The sequence below is a fragment of the Pseudomonas abietaniphila genome, from assembly GCF_039697315.1.
GTDB lineage: Bacteria > Pseudomonadota > Gammaproteobacteria > Pseudomonadales > Pseudomonadaceae > Aquipseudomonas > Aquipseudomonas abietaniphila_B.
This window is the reverse complement of the sequence record NZ_CP155619.1, coordinates 5,865,867-5,881,581: the sequence shown is the minus strand read 5'-3', so window position 1 is coordinate 5,881,581 and position 15,715 is coordinate 5,865,867. Positions and strand designations below refer to the sequence as shown.

Annotated in this window: 14 protein-coding genes and 2 riboswitches; of the genes, 4 read left to right on the top strand and 10 right to left on the bottom strand. The window is 61.2% G+C overall.

The genetic code is table 11. The annotated features are described in order from the left end of the window. Nucleotides 1-41: 41 nt before the first annotated feature. A riboswitch (cobalamin riboswitch) is annotated at nt 42-257 on the bottom strand. 221 nt (nt 258-478) lie between these two features. The 7 genes from ABDX87_RS25925 to ABDX87_RS25895 all read right to left on the bottom strand — a co-directional run bounded on the left by ABDX87_RS25925 (nt 479) and on the right by ABDX87_RS25895 (nt 8,258). Further along, complete coding sequence (locus ABDX87_RS25925; protein ID WP_346830450.1) at nt 479-1,318, bottom strand: IclR family transcriptional regulator; 840 nt, start codon at nt 1,316-1,318, stop codon at nt 479-481. A 92-nt stretch (nt 1,319-1,410) separates the two neighbouring features. Further along, nucleotides 1,411-2,934 (bottom strand): aldehyde dehydrogenase, encoded by a 1,524-nt coding sequence (locus ABDX87_RS25920; RefSeq protein WP_346830449.1) that lies wholly within the window; start codon nt 2,932-2,934, stop codon nt 1,411-1,413. A 41-nt stretch (nt 2,935-2,975) separates the two neighbouring features. Beyond that, nucleotides 2,976-4,079, bottom strand: coding sequence for an ABC transporter ATP-binding protein (locus tag ABDX87_RS25915; RefSeq protein WP_346830448.1), 1,104 nt, complete (start codon nt 4,077-4,079; stop codon nt 2,976-2,978). A 113-nt stretch (nt 4,080-4,192) separates the two neighbouring features. Then, complete coding sequence (locus tag ABDX87_RS25910) at nt 4,193-5,266, bottom strand: ABC transporter substrate-binding protein (protein ID WP_346830447.1); 1,074 nt, start codon at nt 5,264-5,266, stop codon at nt 4,193-4,195. 24 nt (nt 5,267-5,290) lie between these two features. Next, entirely contained in the window at nt 5,291-6,100 is an 810-nt protein-coding gene (locus ABDX87_RS25905; protein WP_346830446.1) for an ABC transporter permease, read from the bottom strand. After that, on the bottom strand, nt 6,097-7,011 hold the full coding sequence (locus tag ABDX87_RS25900; protein ID WP_346830445.1) for an ABC transporter permease: 915 nt from the start codon (nt 7,009-7,011) through the stop codon (nt 6,097-6,099). The genes ABDX87_RS25905 and ABDX87_RS25900 overlap by 4 nt, the downstream gene beginning before the upstream one ends. Continuing rightward, entirely contained in the window at nt 7,008-8,258 is a 1,251-nt protein-coding gene (locus ABDX87_RS25895) for an NAD(P)/FAD-dependent oxidoreductase (RefSeq protein ID WP_346830444.1), read from the bottom strand. Before ABDX87_RS25895 ends, ABDX87_RS25900 begins: the two co-directional genes overlap by 4 nt. A 285-nt stretch (nt 8,259-8,543) precedes the next feature. Continuing rightward, nucleotides 8,544-8,766, top strand: a riboswitch (cobalamin riboswitch). A gap of 98 nt (nt 8,767-8,864) precedes the next feature. On the opposite strand from ABDX87_RS25895, the gene ABDX87_RS25890 reads away from it, so the two are divergent. The 4 genes from ABDX87_RS25890 to cobM all read left to right on the top strand — a co-directional run bounded on the left by ABDX87_RS25890 (nt 8,865) and on the right by cobM (nt 11,094). Continuing rightward, nucleotides 8,865-9,050, top strand: a complete 186-nt coding sequence (locus ABDX87_RS25890) for a CbtB domain-containing protein (protein WP_346830443.1) — start codon at nt 8,865-8,867, stop codon at nt 9,048-9,050. Between the two features lie 11 nt (nt 9,051-9,061). Continuing rightward, on the top strand, nt 9,062-9,781 hold the full coding sequence (locus tag ABDX87_RS25885) for a CbtA family protein (RefSeq protein WP_346830442.1): 720 nt from the start codon (nt 9,062-9,064) through the stop codon (nt 9,779-9,781). Beyond that, nucleotides 9,778-10,191, top strand: a complete 414-nt coding sequence (locus ABDX87_RS25880; RefSeq protein WP_346830441.1) for a cobalamin biosynthesis protein — start codon at nt 9,778-9,780, stop codon at nt 10,189-10,191. The genes ABDX87_RS25885 and ABDX87_RS25880 overlap by 4 nt, the downstream gene beginning before the upstream one ends. Nucleotides 10,192-10,347: 156 nt before the next feature. Then, a complete protein-coding gene (gene cobM / locus ABDX87_RS25875; protein ID WP_346830440.1) occupies nt 10,348-11,094 on the top strand; it encodes a precorrin-4 C(11)-methyltransferase in 747 nt (248 codons plus the stop codon). 93 nt (nt 11,095-11,187) lie between these two features. Here cobM and nfuA read toward each other — a convergent pair whose 3' ends face one another. The 3 genes from nfuA to ABDX87_RS25860 form a co-directional block, all read right to left on the bottom strand. Then, nucleotides 11,188-11,781 (bottom strand): Fe-S biogenesis protein NfuA, encoded by a 594-nt coding sequence (gene nfuA, locus ABDX87_RS25870; RefSeq protein ID WP_074756821.1) that lies wholly within the window; start codon nt 11,779-11,781, stop codon nt 11,188-11,190. A gap of 111 nt (nt 11,782-11,892) precedes the next feature. After that, nucleotides 11,893-12,912 carry an acyltransferase family protein gene (locus tag ABDX87_RS25865; protein ID WP_346830439.1) on the bottom strand — a complete coding sequence of 340 codons (1,020 nt, stop codon included), beginning with the start codon at nt 12,910-12,912 and terminating at the stop codon, nt 11,893-11,895. A 337-nt stretch (nt 12,913-13,249) separates the two neighbouring features. Continuing rightward, nucleotides 13,250-15,565, bottom strand: coding sequence for a fatty acid cis/trans isomerase (locus ABDX87_RS25860; protein ID WP_346830438.1), 2,316 nt, complete (start codon nt 15,563-15,565; stop codon nt 13,250-13,252). Nucleotides 15,566-15,715: the final 150 nt, after the last annotated feature.

The window sequence follows — 15,715 nt, the reverse complement described above, 5'->3', positions numbered from 1 at the left end:
CCCGCCCGGTTGTAATGAGAATTCGCAGGGCCTTGCTGAAAAGCAAGCCCGTCTTTGAGGCAGGTCTCCTGGCTCACGGCGGCGAAGTGGCTGACGCAGTCGTCACGCCTATCGCATTCATCACGCCTTCCCGCTCGCGCAGTGGCTGTGCAATGAACATGACCGTTTACAGTTGCGGGGGCAGCTGCGGCATGTACCGCATTCCCTTCTTAGCGCCGGTGTCGAGAAACCCGAGCCGGCGAACCTCAAGTGCGCAAGGCTACGCAGTGGTCAGGCGAAGGTCAACGAGCAACGGTATACGTGGGGCATTTTGCACGTCGCAGTTTGTAGTGACCGGACCATCGCGCTGGAAAAGCAACAGCATCGGAGGACGCGAATCCGGTAGGAGTGGAGTGAGGGAGATTGATGTATGACGATGATCGTTCCCACAGGTCATGCATTTGCCGCAAATCCTGCTAACGGCAAATCCCGACAGCCATCAGCGAAACCCACCCGCCCGCTGACTCCAACCCGCGCTGGAGATGGCATGCGCGGTGTGAATCAGTGAAGGGCCGAAGGCTTTGCGCGCGTCCTGAAAACTCCAGCGGCTGGCCGGCACCGAGATGTTGATCGCGCCCAACGGCGTGCCACCCGCATCGACAATCGGCGCTGCCAGGCTAATGTCTCCCAGAAAATACTCGCCCTCAATGCTGCTGTAGCCCTCCTCCCGCGCCTCGGCGATCGTGTCGAGCAAGGCGTCGAGATCGGTGATCGTGGCATGGGTGTGCATCGGGCGCGGCATGGCGCGGAGCAGATCGGCGCAGGCCTGGGGGTCGAGTCGGGACAGGTACGCGCGGCCCGACGCAGTGCAGTACATCGGCAGGCTCAGCCCCAACGGCATCGGAATCATTACCTGATTGTGGCTGGGAAAACGCGCGACGAAGACCATCTCGTGCCCGTCCGGCTCGGACAGGTTGCAGCTTTCGTGGCATTCCCGGTTGAGTTGATGCAGGTACGGGGATGCCCGGTCGATCAGGCTGTCGGTCTGCAGGTAGCCAAAGCCCAGCGACAAGGCGCGTGGCGTCAACTGGTAGCGTTTGCTCTGCGGATCCTTGCGCAGGTAGCCCAAGGCTTCAAGGGTGAAAGCGAAGCGCTGTGCCGCGCTTTTGGTGATGCCGGTCGCGGCGGCGATCTCGGGCAGGTTCATGCTCGGATTGCCGGCACGAAACGCCATAATCACCTCAAGACCGCGGGCCAGCGTGCTGGCGAACAACGGCGAGTCTTCAGGCGCGACTTTGTCGGCAGGCAGTTTTTCGTCAGGCATGGAATCTAGGCTCATGGGCGCTCGCGGAGAATGGCGTTGTTATTGACTGACTGGCGCTCGCGGCGGGTACAGACAAAAAAGCGACTGTACCCGACACGACACCTTCGTCAACCGCCCAAATGCACCCAGACCGACTTGGTCTGTGAATACTGAGTCAAGGCTTCCAGGCAACGGTCGCGGCCGTTACCCGACTGCTTGAAACCGCCCCAGGGTTGCGTCATGTCGCCATGATCGAAACAGTTGACCCAGACGATCCCGGCTTCCACATCGCGGGCGAAGGTCAGCGCCTTGTCGATGTTCTGGGTCCAGACGGATGCCGCGAGGCCGTAGATCGAGTCGTTGGCAATGTCCAGCGCGTGCTCCAGGCCCTGGACCCGAATGGCGGCGGCCACAGGGCCGAACACTTCTTCACGGGCCAGGGTCATGTCAGGCGAGACATCGGCATAGAGCGTCGGACTGACAAAGGCGCCGTGCTCCAGACCCTGCGGCACACCGCCACCGAACACCAGTCGGCCGCCTTCGGTGTTGGCCTTGTCGATGTAGCCCAACACGCGCTTCTGCTGCTGGAATGAGACCATCGAGCCCATTCGAGTACGCGGGTCGAACGGGTCCCCAGGCACGAAGCGCCCTTGCGCCACCGACGTGAAGCGCTCGATGAAGGCGTCGTAAATGCTGTCCTGCACCAGCAAGCGAGAACCTGCGTTGCACACCTCGCCCTGATTGGCGTAAATGCCATTCACCGCGTAACTCACCGCGCGATCAAGGTCGGCGACGTCGGCCAGAATGATCTGGGGGCTTTTGCCACCGCATTCGGTGGTCACGCGTTTCATGTTCGACTGACCGGCGTAGACAAACATTTTCTTGCCGACGTCGACCGACCCGGTGAAGCCGATCTTGTCGACGTTCATGTGCAGCGCAAGGGCCTCACCCGCTTCAGCGCCCAGCCCTTGCACCACGTTGAACACGCCGGGCGGTCCGCCCGCCTGCATGAACAGATCGGCCAGCAGCACAGCGCTCGAAGGCGACTGCTCGGCGGGCTTGAGCACCACCGAATTGCCCATCGACAGCGCCGGCGCGAGTTTCCAGGCGGCCATCAACAGCGGATAGTTCCAGGGCACGATCAACCCGACCACGCCCAGCGGCTGGCGCAAGATGTAATGCAGCGCCTCCGGCGTGGTGCTGGTCACCGCGCCTTCGAGCTTATCAATCGTTTCGGCGAAGAACTGAAACGACAGGGCCGAATACGGCACGTCCACTTCCAGCATGTCGGTGATCGGCTTGCCCATGTCCAGCACGTCGAGCATGGCGAAGGCTTCGGCCTGCGCTTCGATCAACTGCGCAAAACGGTAAAGCACGGCCATCCGGTCCCTCGGCGCCAGGCGGGACCAACTGCCGGACTTGAACGCGCGACGGGCGGACTTGACCGCCGCGTCGACGTCCTCCGCCCGGCTGCGCGGCGCCGTGCCGTGAACCTTGCCCGTCGCCGGATTGACGACCTCGAAGGTGGCGCCGCTCAGCGCATCACAGTATTCGCCGTCGATGAAGTTGCTGATGCGGTAGTCGAACTGGCTCAAGCGCTGTTGCCAGTCGGCGGCGCTGCGTTGCGACAGTGTCTGGTAGATCGTGGTCATGAACACACCCTGCAAGAACGGAAAATGAAAAGATCTGCGGTTCAAACCGGCGTGGCGGAAAATGCCCGGGCCACGCCCGGCGCCACGCTCAGGTAAATGCCATCGCCCGGACGCAACGCCTCGTTGTGTTGGGCATTGCCATCGCGCGGCAGGTCGAGGGTCAGGGCATCGACACCCGGCACGCTGACCTGAATACGCAACGAGCGCCCGTGAAACAGGGTTTGCACCACCGTGGCCTGGGTCATCGAGGCATCGGTCTGAGTCGGTCGTGCTTCAACGCGCAAGTCTTCAGGTCGTAACGAGACCGTGACCCGATCCCCGGAACGCAACGGCTGATCACTGCGCGCCATCATCTGCATTGCCCCGACCCTCACCCTGAACAAAGGGCTGTCGGTGCCTGTCACCTCGCCGGGCAGCAGGTTGCTCGCGCCAATGAAACCGGCGACGAAAGGGGTGGCCGGTTGATCGTAGAGCGCGGCGGGACCGGCCACCTGCTCGATACGGCCGTTGCGCATGACCGCGATGCGGTCGGAAATCGACAGCGCTTCGGTCTGGTCATGGGTGACCATCACGAAGGTCGTCCCCAGTTGGGATTGCAGGCGCTTGAGCTCGACTTGCATGTGTTGCCGCAGGTGCGCGTCGAGCGCGGACAACGGTTCGTCCAGCAGCAACACCCGAGGCCTGCAAACCAGAGCGCGGGCCATCGCAATGCGTTGTTGTTGCCCGCCGGACAAATCCTGAACCCGCGCCTTGGCCTTGTCCGCCAGCCCCACGAGTTCAAGCATGTCGCGAATACGCGTGCGCGCCTCACCCGTGCCGACGCCCGCCAGACTCAAGCCGAAGCCGACGTTGTCGCTCACATTGAGGTGCGGAAACAGCGCATAGTCCTGAAACACCGTGTTCACCGGGCGCCCGTACGGCGGCGCGTCGGTGAGGTCCTGTCCATCGATGAAAATCGTCCCCGACGTCGGCCCTTCGAACCCGGCGATCAGGCGCAGGGTGGTGGTCTTGCCACAACCCGACGGCCCCAAGAGGCTGATGAACTCGCCGCTGGCAATATCCAGATCGATGTTGTCGACGCTGAGAATGCTCTCGGTATAGCGCTTGCTGACGCCTCTGAGGCTGACCACGCTGGTGTCTGTCACGAGCGAATTCCTCGTTCAAAAAGTGGACTGGATTCCGTTGCGCGATCCGCTTCTGCCCAACGGACGCGAGCAAGCGTGCTTCTATATGCCTTCGGCCAGAATCACGCGCGCTATCAACCGCCCGCCTTGACCCGCTCGAACAGCTTGGCCAACTCGTCGTTGCTCGGAATCGGCTTGGTCAACACGGTGTCACGCAGCATGGTTTCCGGGTCATTGGGCAGCGAAAGCTCTTCGAGCTTGGCGGCCGGAACCTGTTTGAAAGCGGCCTCGCTCGCGCTGCCGTAGCCGTACTCATTGATCAGGCTCGCCCCGGAATCGGGGTTCATGCGTGCATTGATGAAGTCGTATGCCAGGTCCACATGCTTGGCGTCCTTGAGCATCACCATGCCGCAGACCCAGGTCAGCATGCCTTCCTTGGGCTTCATGAACGCCACCGGCACGTTCTGTTTCTTCAATGCCGTGGCCGAAGCATTCCAGGCCATGGCCGCGACCAGTTCCCCGCTCGCCAGGCTCTGCTCAACCGAGGTCATGTCGGTGGTGTAAGACGACATCAGCGGTCGTTGCTGGCGCAGCATCGCACCGACTTTCTCCAGCTGTTTGTCATCCATCTTCTTGAACGGGTCGACCCCTGCCAGCAATGCGGCCACCAGCGGCGTATCGTGCACCGCATCGATGGTCGCCATCTTGCCGGCGTAGGGCGACGCGGAGTCGAAGAACATTTTCCACGTCGCTTCGGGGTTCTTCACCAGGTCGGTGCGGTACAGAATCGAGGTGTTACCCCAGTCCCACGGTACCATCCAGACCTTGCCGTCGGCGTCGACGATCCCCGGCAGCTTCTGCAGGACCGGGAAGATCTGGTCCCAGTTTTTCAAGCGCTTGGGGTCAAGCGGCTGAATCAGCCCGGCTTGTTTCCAGCGGTCCAGTTTGTCGTAGCACGGGTGCGCGAGGTCCGGATGGAAGCCCGCGCGCGCCTTGGACAGTGCGTCGTCGTCATCGCCGAACACCGAAATATCGACCTGCCCTGCATGGGCTTTTTCGAAGTCGCCGTGAAACTGCGGCAACTCGTACCCCGACCAGGTGAAATAGGTGAGCTTGCCGCTGTCGGCGGCCTGTGCGCCCTGCTGCAACAACGTGACGCCAAGAGCAAACGCACTCAGCCCCATTACCCAGGAGCGTGAATCAGTCATGCGGATTTTCATGAGACCTCCGAGCTATTTCATTATGGAATTGGCAGAGGAACGGGTGCCGCGACGCCGCAGGTGCTCGGCCAGCGCAGCCAGAATCACGGAGACCACGAGGATCACCGTGCCGAGCGCCATCACGCTCGGCAGTTGCTTGGGAAAACGCAGTTGGCTCCAGATGTAGATCGGCAAGGTGGGTTCGGTGCCGACCAGAAAAAACGCGACGATGAACTCGTCGAACGAGGTGATGAACGCCAGCATGAAGGCCGACAACAGGCCCGGCAGCGCCAGCGGCAGGGCGACCCGGCGGAACGTCGTCCACTCGTCCGCGCCCAGGTCCATGGCCGCGTCCTCCAGGCTGCGCGGAAAAGCAGCGAACCGGCTGCGCATCACCACCACCGTGGTCGGCAGGCAGAAACACACGTGGCCGACCACGATGGCGCCCAACGAAGGTCCCGGCCCGATCAGGTTGACTCCCACCAGCAACGCAATGCCCAACACCACGCCCGGCAACAAAATGGGCAGCCGCGCCAGCAAAGAGATGCCGCGCGCCAGCGGCGAACTGCGACGCAGGTCCGCGTAGGCGATCAGGCACCCGGCAGCGGTGGCAATCGCGGCCGCCAAGCTTGCGACCATCAGGCTGTTCAATGCCGCATTGCGCAGCCGTGGATCGTCCATCAGGCTCTGGTACCACTGCAGGGTGAAGCCTTTGAGCGGAAAGGCCGGTGCGATGGAATCATTGAACGAGAAGACCGGAATCAGCAGCGTCGGCAGGTACAGGAACACCAGGTAAGCGGCCACATAGACCACCAGCCAGTGACGCGTCAGGTAGCGGTTCATGTGCGCGTACTCCAGCGGGTGATGATCCAGCGCGCCGCCACCACGACGATTGCAATCGCGATCATGCTGATCACGGCCAGCGCGGCGCCGGCGGGCCAGTCGTTGGCCTTGCCGAACTGCGCCTGAATCAGGGTGCCAATCATCGAGCTGTTGGGGCCGCCGACCAGCGCCGGAGTGACGTAGTCGCCCACCGTGGGCACGAACACCACCAGTGCCGCCGAGAGAATGCCCGGCACAGACAACGGCAACACCACCCGGAAGAACCCTTGATGGGGCTTGGCGCCCAGGTCAGCCGCTGCTTCGAACAGGTTCTTCGGCAGGCCTTGCAGGCAGATGTACAACGGCAGGACGGCGAACGCCGCGTAAGCGTGGGCGAGCGTGACCACCACGGTCGAAGGCGTATTGAGCAGGCCATTGAGGGGCGCATCGATCATCCCCAACTGCATCAATGCCGAATTGAGCACGCCGTTATAGGCAAGGACGATTTTCCAGGCGAACACCCGCAACAGGTAACTGGTCCAGAACGGCAGGGTCACCAGAAACAACAGCAGGTGGCGCCAGCGACCGGCGCGAAACGCGAGGAAGTACGCCACTGGAAATGCCAGCACCACAGTCGCGACGGTGACGATGGCCGAAAGCACGATCGAGCGCAGCAAGACCAGCCGCGTCAGCGGATCGGTCAGTGCCGACCACAGGTTGTCGAGACTGAAGGCTGAGCCAATGATCTGCCCGTCGTTCACCCGCACGCTCATGTACAGCAACAACCCCAGCGCGAACAGAATCAAGGTGCAGGTGATCAACCCGCCCGGAAGGTTGAGCCAGGCGTCGAACACCTTGGCGCGAGAGCGGCGTGGGGGTTGAGTCGCGGGCACTGTCATCTCTGCACCGACCTCTGCGTGTGTTCGGCTCATCGCTTCCCTCCCCTGACCCGACGTTCGAACAGGTCCTGAAAACGCATGACGTTCGCCGCCACCCGGGCCACGTTGCGATGCAAGGGCGCGGCGGGCATGGCCTTGAACGGCGTGACCGGATAGGCGCTCTCTTCGGGTGGCAAGCCGTTGACCAAGTCAGCAACCAGTCCGCCCATACGAGTCGCCATGGCCACGCCACGTCCGTAGTAGCCCAAGGCGACAGTCAAACCCGGCTCGGGCTGGCTGAGCATAGGGATACTGGCGGCGGGCACCGCGACACGACCGCACCAGCAGTGCGTGATAGGTACATTTTCCAGCATCGGGTAAATGTCCAGCATTTCTGCCCGTACACGTGCCACATCGCCGCCGTTCAACGCGTCGCGAAAGGCACCTCGGGTGCCGAGCACGAAGCGGCCGTCGTCGGTTCTTCGAAAATAGCGCAGCACACGGAAGGTGTCGGAAACCGGCAACCCGCCCGGCAGCACCTGGTCGAGCAACGCAGCGGACAACGGCGCCGTGGCCGCTTGCAGGCTCCACAACGTGACGTAGGTGTGCGGCAACGCCGGCAGCAATGGCGAAGAGTAGGCGTTGGTCGCAATGACCACCTGTTCTGCACGGATCTCACCGCTAGCGGTAGTGACGGTCCATCCGCCTTCGCCACGTCGCAGCTGCAACGCCGCGCAGTGTTCGAAAATCTTCACCCCGCGCGATCTGGCTGCCGCGGCCAGCCCCTGGACATACTGATAAGGCTGCAGCTGCCCCGCCCGTCGATCCAGCAGCGCGCCTTTATAAATAGACGTGCCCAACAGCCGAGTGGTCTGCGCTTGATCGAGTACCTGCACGTCGCCGCCACGCGACTGCCACTGAACGGCGCGATTCAACAGGTTGTCCAGCGCCGCGTCGTGATGGGCCGCCTGGATCCAGCCGTCCTGACGCGCGCCGCATTCAATGCCCAAACGCTTGATCAGATCGAACACATGTTGGGCTGCACCGCCCACCAGATCGGTGAGCGCGGCGCCCTTCGACTGCCCGAACCGCTGCTCCAGTTCATCGGGATTCAGCTTGAGTCCGGGAATCACCTGCCCGCCGTTACGGCCCGAAGCCCCCTCACCGATGTTCAGTGCGTCAAGCACCACCACGTCGCCGTCAATCGCCGACAGTTCAAGCGCAGTGGACAGCCCGGTGTACCCCGCACCAATCACCACACAACGCGCACGGGACGGGAGCCTGGCGACGAAGGCCGGCATGGGTGACTGAACCTGCCAAAGGCAACTGAAGAGATCGACTGATGCTTTCAAGATTCACCTGTATCGATAATCGATATAAGTCTATTTATATTCGATATCGTCAGGCGCGCAAGTGCCCTCTTCCCGGCACGTCGTTTCCGGGGCAAATGCGTCGTTAAAGGCCTTTAAAGCTATCGATATTCGATAGATCGTCCCCCAAGAGAGGCAATGGGTTCAGCCTGTAACCGGCCCGATGCCCTCACGCGCCACGCCATCCCGATTGACTGAGGCACCACACCGTGGTCTCCTACACGCCTTGTTACGGGTGCCCTTCACAGGGTGAAACGGGAAACCGGTGCGCGCAGACCTCAAGGTGTGTGCAAGTCCGGCGCTGCCCCCGCAACGGTAAGCGAGTGAAGAGTCAGATCCACTGTGTCGGTAGCGATATGGGAAGGCGATTCTTGAAGGCATGTGGCAGTTGCACGTGTCCCTCGCAAGCCCGGAGACCGGCCCGACAACGACACATAACGAACCCGCGGTGGGCGGGCGCTGTTGAGTTCATGGCCGACGCTCGTCCGCCGTGTCCCTTGCGCCTTCCCGTCCGCTGACATCTCAGAGGGAAGCGCCATGTCGATCAGTACCACCAGCCAGACATCCAGCCACATCACTACTCAGACCCAACGCCTGACCGCCGCCATCAGCGCGATGATCCTTGGCGCGTGCCTGGTTTACTTCGCCGGTTTCTCGCACCTGGACGCCGTGCACAACGCTGCGCACGACACCCGTCACAGCGCCGCCTTCCCTTGCCATTGAGACCTCTCGCCATGTTCAAGCGAATCGCTCAAACGGCGGGTTTCACGGGTCTGCTCGCTGCCCTGCTGCTGACCCTGCTGCAAAGCTTCTGGGTCGCCCCCTTGATCCACGAAGCTGAAACCTATGAGAAAGCCCCTGCCGCCGAACAGCACGCGCATGCTGAAGGCGCCATGGCCGCTCATGTCCACGACGACGAGGCCTGGGAGCCGGAAGATGGCTGGCAGCGCGTAGTGTCCACGGCGGGCGGGAACCTGGTGGTTGCCGTGGGTTTCGCATTGATGCTGGTAGCGCTTTACACCTTGCGCACGCCGGCCACCGCTCGCCAGGGCGCGCTCTGGGGACTGGCCGGTTTTGCCGTGTTCGTCCTCGCGCCAACCCTGGGCTTGCCCCCTGAGTTGCCGGGCACAGCGGCCGCAGACCTGACTCAGCGGCAAATCTGGTGGGCGAGCACCGCCGCCTCCACGGCAGTAGGTCTGGCGCTGATCGTGTTCGCTCGTCACTGGCTATTGAAAGTGCTGGGGGCCGTGATCCTGGTGATTCCACACGTCGTTGGCGCACCTCAGCCGGAAGTCCACTCGGCACTGGCGCCGCAAGCGCTGGAGGCACAGTTCAAGATCGCCTCGTTGCTGACCAACGCGGTGTTCTGGATTGCGATGGGCCTGATCAGCGCCTGGCTGTTTCGCCGCAGCGCCGCGCAATCAGCTCACGCGAGCCTGAACCACGCCGTATGAGTGAACCCGACAACCGGCCGATACGCGTGATCGGCCTGGGCTGCCAGCGTGGCTGCCCCGCGTCGGTGCTGCTGGGGCTGATTGAAGTCTGCCTGATGGAACACAAGCTGACGTTGAACGACGTCACCGCCCTCGCCTCCATCGACCGCAAATCGGACGAGGTGGGACTGCTGGAACTGGCGGAACAACTCCAGTTGCCGCTCGGGTTTTTCAGCGCAGAGGAGCTGGCGGTTTTCGAGCCGCACCTGAGCCACCGCTCACAGATCGCTTTCGACCACACCGGCTGTTATGGCGTGGCAGAAAGCGCGGCGCTGGCGATGGCTTCGCGGTTAAACGGCCCACCCGTGAAGTTGGTGATCGAACGACGCAACAGTTCCCAAGCGACCTTCGCATTGGCTTCCACGTTGTAATGCCATTTCCCTGTGGGAGCGAATTCATTCGCGAATCGGAATTTCAGGCGCCGAATGTGCAGATGCCTGGACGATTTTTCGCGAATGAATTCGCTCCCACAGAAATCGTGCCTGCCCCGAGTGCAGAAGTACAAGAGTGAGTAATCTGGAGACCCCATGACCGTTTTCTTCATCGGCGCAGGCCCCGGCGATCCGGACCTGATCACCGTCAAAGGCCAGCGTCTGATCCGCACCTGTCCGGTCATCATCTACGCCGGTTCGCTGGTCCCGGAGGCCGTGCTGGAAGGCCATCAGGCGGTTCAGGTGACGAACAGTGCGGAGTTGCATCTGGAGCAGATCATCACCCTGATGAAATCTGCTCATGCAAACGGCCAGGATGTGGCGCGCGTGCACTCCGGCGACCCGAGCTTGTACGGCGCGATTGGCGAGCAGATTCGTTGCCTGCGTGAGTTGGGCATCCCCTTCGAAATCATCCCCGGCGTCACCGCCACCGCCGCTTGCGCCGCGCTGCTGGGCACCGAACTGACGCTGCCCGATATTTCTCAAAGCGTGATTCTGACCCGTTACGGCGACAAGACGGCGATGCCGGAAGGCGAAGCGCTGGGCGACCTCGCGCGGCACAAGGCGACCATGGCGATTCATCTGGGGGTCAGTAATCTCGGAAAGATCGTCGCCGAGCTAACGCCGCACTACGGGTCGGATTGCCCGATCGCCGTGGTTCATCGCGCCAGCTGGCCTGATCAGGATTGGGTGACCGGCACGCTGGCTGATATCGAACAAAAGGTGCAGGAGAAGGGTTTCAGGCGTACGGCGCTGATTCTGGTGGGGCGTGTGCTGGGAAATGAGGTGTTCAGCGAGTCATCGCTGTATCGCGCCGGGCATGCGCATGTGTTCAGGCCTTAAAACGCGCGCATGACTGACACGATGCGCCTACACAGAATATGTACCCAACAAAAAGCCCCGAACCAGTCGAGGCTTTTTGTGCAGCAGAATCACTCAGTAGTAAGCGTTTTCTTTCTGAGTGTGGTCAGTCACGTCACGCACACCGGACAGCTCAGGAATGCGTTCCAGCAACGTGCGCTCGATGCCTTCCTTGAGCGTCACGTCAGCCTGACCGCAACCCTGGCAACCACCACCGAACTGCAACACGGCGATGTTGGCCTCGTCTTCTTCGACGACGTCGATCAGGGTGACCTGACCGCCGTGGCTCGCCAGACCCGGGTTGATCTCGGTCTGCAGGTAGTAATTGATGCGCTCGTTGATCGGGCTGTCGGCATTGACCATCGGCACTTTAGCGTTTGGCGCCTTGATGGTCAGTTGGCCACCCATGCGGTCGGTGGCATAGTCGACCACCGCGTCATCCAGAAACGCTTCGCTGAACGAATCGATCCAGGCCGTGAAGCTCTTCAGGCCAATGGCCTTGTCTTCCGGCTTTTCTTCGCCTGGCTTGCAGTAAGCAATGCAGGTTTCAGCGTATTGGGTGCCAGGCTGGGTAATAAACACGCGGATGCCGATGCCGGGGGTGTTCTGCTTTTCCAGCAGATCGGCCAGGTAATCGTGGGCGGCATCGGTAATAGTAATAGCGGTCATGAAAATTCCTCGCAGACGTGGGGCGGAGTTTACGCCATTCCACGGCAACTGACAAAGTCCTAGTATTTCGCTCAGGTAATTTTGTCGAGACCGGTGGCGAGACGCCAGCTGTCAGGGAACGGCCACTTCCTTGACCGCCCTTCTGCTGTCCAGCCAGCCTTTCATCCGACGGTACAATCCCTTCTCGATCCACTCGTAGCTCAGCCAGGCGCCAAGGGCGATCACCGGGATGCACACGGCGAATGCCACGTATGGATTGACACCATACCGCTGAGCGGCCAGCCAGCCACCGTACAACACCAGCACATGCAGCAGGTACACCGAATAGGAACAATCACCCATGGTTTTCAGCAGGCGACTGCCGCGCATGTACGGTTCCAGCGAAATGCACGCTACGACGATCACCGCGCTGGGCAGGCCCCAATTGACGATGCGCAGGTCTGGCGGAAGCTGCTTGATCGTCAGCAACGCACCGCCGATGGCCAGCAACGGCAGCCACAGCCGTTCAGAGATCCAGCCGCGGCGGTAGATTACCCCGATCCCGATGCCCAGCAGGAATTCATAAACGATATCGTTGGCATAGAAACGGCTGATCAACCCTGAACGCCCGAGCACATCGGTCACCGCGAACAACGCGGCGGCAACGATCAACGGGCGCAGGCGCTGCTGGAACAGGAATACCATCGAGAACAGGACATAGAACAGCATTTCGTAATTCAGCGTCCAGCCCACATTCAACGTCGGGTACAGCCCATACCCACCGGGGTTCTCGGACGGGATGAACATCAGCGAAAGGATGAAGCTCTGCCAGTCCACGACCTGGTGCGGCAGCAAGGGGTGCGCGACGACCACCAATAACCCCATCACCACGGTGTAGAGCCAATAAGCGGGGACAATACGGATGATGCGATTGAGCATGAAGCGACTGGCGGGTATGTCCTTGTCTACCGTCGACAGGTAGATCACCAGACCGCTGATGACGAAGAAGATGTCGACACCCACGGCACCCTTTTCAGTAAAAAACCGGCCGATCGGGCCGCTGGGATGAAAATCGAAAAAAATCTGCATGAAGTGGTGACACACAACGGCCCACGCGGCGAGTGCCCGCAGGGCTTGAACCGAAATCAACATCTCTAACCTCTTGCTTCGTCGGGTTTGACCCACGATCAGGACCTCCAAAAAAGGCCGCGCTTGCAGGACGACTCACAGGGTCCGACTTCGATGTTTGCAAAAAGGTTCGGCGGGACTGACGGGCTGCATAATGGCTGCAGGCCATGTTTTATAAGGGTTTTCGGGTTTCACGCCGCGCTGGCGGGAACGAAGCGGATGTTGCGCCAAGCCCGAAAAAATAGTGGGAGTGAGCTTGCTCACGAAGGCGTCTGCGCCGTCACTGTCGATGTGACGATCAGAACGTGTTCGTGAGCAAGTTCACTCTCGCAAAAGATCAGAGCATGTCGGGTCCTACATATCAGAGGTTTTCGTACCGGTTCATATCGAGCACACCCGCCTCGGCCGGCTCGGTTTCCTGGATGTAGTGATCCAGGTCGTGGAAATACGTCCAGAACAACGGGTTGCTGCGACGCACGCCCCAGCGCTCGACGATCTTGTCAAAGGCCGCCTTGTGCTCGTGGGCCTGCTCCATTGCATCGACAAACGCACTGACCTCATTGGCCGGAATGTTGAAGATGAAGTTCGGGTAGCTGCTGAGCACGCCCGGATAGATCGTCAAACTGTCCAGCCCTGGCTGATAGCGATAGGCCTCGCCCAACAGAAACGCCACGTTACTGTGCGCGCGATTGCGCAGCATGCTGTAGACGATGCGCTTGCCGCTGCCGTCCTGAATCCGCAGCATCGTCGCTTCCGGCAGCCTATCGATGACCCGCAAGCCTGCGGCCGGTCGCGACACCAGTCGGCTGAGCGACTGCTCGACATCGCTGAATACCGGCCCGATGCCAGGCCGGGAGCAATAGGCACCGGTGCAGCGGTTGATCGGATCCGGTGCAGCGTTGAGCGTCCCCGCCCTCTCCACCAGCTTGCGTTCGAAGTCGTGCTTGGGGTCCTTTTCATCGAGCTTCATGCCCGTGGGCGTATCGTCGTCGATGGCTTGGTAATCCATCCACATCTTCACCTTGCCGCTGTTCTGGTACCAACTGCCAAGGATGTCGTCGCGCTTGTTCGCCGGCATCAGGCGCAGGAAGTTGACCTCGGCGCCGTTGCGAATCAGGTCGAAATACAGCCGCGTCTGCACCTGATGGGAGACGTTGCCATACACGTCGAAATTGACCACCAACTGGTAATACGTGCGCTCCAGCAGCGGGTAGTCGAACAGCCAGACCGTAGTTGGGAGATCGCCAATCAAGCCCTTGTTGACGGTGGCGCTGTCAAAGTGGCGGAAGATCGTCAGCAGCGCGTTATCGTTGCCCGCCCACAGCGTCGCCCACCCCGGCGGCGGCATGTCCGCGTAGGCATCGCTGCGCAGTTCCTCATACTCATTACGCTTGTCCCGGTAGTCGTGCCACAGGCTCAGCACGCTGCCGACGTCGTCGTTCTGCCCAGGCATCGCCAACAGCGGCGTGGCCTTGCCGCGATAGACCGCGTCGGTGATGTAGCGGTCGTGGGCGGGCTCCTGAAACAGCGCCCAGAAGTGGTCGCGAATAACATCCGTCGCAATCTGACCGCGACAGACTGGCCCACGAATGAAGGTTCTGACGAAGTATTCCGCGTTATCCAGCATGAACTGGTAACGGGCAACTGCCGGGATTTCCTTGAAAGTGTCGAACGGATTCGCGCGGCGCTGCGGGCTGTAGCCCGGCAGTTCGGTGGCGTGCCAGTTACCGCCGTAGAACAGCTGTTTTACCCGAGCCAGCTTCTGCGGGCCCATCGGATAGGTGATGTGGGTCTTGTGAACGATGACGCCCTGCACCGGCATCAGTCGGTAATAGAAGGTTGTGCCAGGATCGTCATCGGGACGGCGGGTTGCGATCAGATCCACCGGCTGGCCGCTCGGCGTGCGTGAGCGCACCCATTGAAAGAAATGCTCGGGCTCGCCGCCGGTGAAATAAATGTGCGCGAGAAACAGGTGCTCGTACAGCCAACGCGCAACCAGCGCCTCGGTCGAGCCGGGCCGATTGAACAGGGTTTCCCACTCGGTGATCTGCGCCGCCTCAGCGGGACTTGCCTGCAGTGGCGTCTGCTCCACGGGCGCTCCGGCCGCGAGCCAGCTTTGCAAGGTGCTGTATTGCGCGTCTGTCAGGCCGGTCACCGCCAGCGGCATGCCCTGACCGGGATGGGACTTGGCATAGCCCTCGAACTCTTGGGGGAGCGGGCACATGTTCTCGCGATTAAGCCCCAGCATGATGTCGTCCGGAATCCTGGCGTTGGGCACAAGCGGCGCGCTGTGACCCAACTCCAGCATCTTCGCCATCAGTGCAGCCTGGTTACTCTGGCCATCGAGGACTGAGTAAAAGCCCTTCTTGCGCCAGGCTTCTGGCCCCTGGGCATCATAGAAAATTCGCGTCGGCGCCACCGCCAGACTGCGATCGCCCTGGTAAACCGGCACTTTGGACGCCCCGCGTAACGCCCCCTCACCGCTGCCCAGGTTCAACTGGCAGGCTGCATCGTTGCACGCGTGGCAAGCGACGCACTTCTCGGTGAAGATCGGTTGAATGTCCCGGCTGTAGGAAATAGCCGGGTGCGAAACGGATGATGGCGGAAGAGGCGACTGCGCGAGCGCTGCACCGCAAAACATCAAAGCCACAACCGTGGCGAACAAGCGATGCAACATGGAACGGTGTCCTGAATGTGAAAAATGCCCAATGATTCTACCTGTGGCGAGCGGCCATCAACATGAGCAGAATTCATGTAAATTGCGCGACGGTTTAAAACCGTACAGGTTTGCTATCATTTCGCACTTTTCGGCAGCACCTTATTTCGT

Bases quoted from the DNA above. Each gene is read 5' to 3' on its own strand.
- ABDX87_RS25895 (WP_346830444.1), bottom strand. From the start codon at position 8,258: ATGCCGGCCTTCGTCGCCAGGCTCCCGTCCCGTGCGCGTTGTGTGGTG.
- nfuA (WP_074756821.1), bottom strand. From the start codon at position 11,781: ATGACCGCTATTACTATTACCGATGCCGCCCACGATTACCTGGCCGAT.
- ABDX87_RS25900 (WP_346830445.1), bottom strand. From the start codon at position 7,011: ATGAGCCGAACACACGCAGAGGTCGGTGCAGAGATGACAGTGCCCGCG.
- ABDX87_RS25920 (WP_346830449.1), bottom strand. From the start codon at position 2,934: ATGACCACGATCTACCAGACACTGTCGCAACGCAGCGCCGCCGACTGG.
- ABDX87_RS25885 (WP_346830442.1), top strand. From the start codon at position 9,062: ATGTTCAAGCGAATCGCTCAAACGGCGGGTTTCACGGGTCTGCTCGCT.
- ABDX87_RS25925 (WP_346830450.1), bottom strand. From the start codon at position 1,318: ATGAGCCTAGATTCCATGCCTGACGAAAAACTGCCTGCCGACAAAGTC.
- ABDX87_RS25860 (WP_346830438.1), bottom strand. From the start codon at position 15,565: ATGTTGCATCGCTTGTTCGCCACGGTTGTGGCTTTGATGTTTTGCGGT.
- ABDX87_RS25880 (WP_346830441.1), top strand. From the start codon at position 9,778: ATGAGTGAACCCGACAACCGGCCGATACGCGTGATCGGCCTGGGCTGC.
- ABDX87_RS25905 (WP_346830446.1), bottom strand. From the start codon at position 6,100: ATGAACCGCTACCTGACGCGTCACTGGCTGGTGGTCTATGTGGCCGCT.
- ABDX87_RS25865 (WP_346830439.1), bottom strand. From the start codon at position 12,912: ATGTTGATTTCGGTTCAAGCCCTGCGGGCACTCGCCGCGTGGGCCGTT.
- ABDX87_RS25910 (WP_346830447.1), bottom strand. From the start codon at position 5,266: ATGACTGATTCACGCTCCTGGGTAATGGGGCTGAGTGCGTTTGCTCTT.
- cobM (WP_346830440.1), top strand. From the start codon at position 10,348: ATGACCGTTTTCTTCATCGGCGCAGGCCCCGGCGATCCGGACCTGATC.
- ABDX87_RS25890 (WP_346830443.1), top strand. From the start codon at position 8,865: ATGTCGATCAGTACCACCAGCCAGACATCCAGCCACATCACTACTCAG.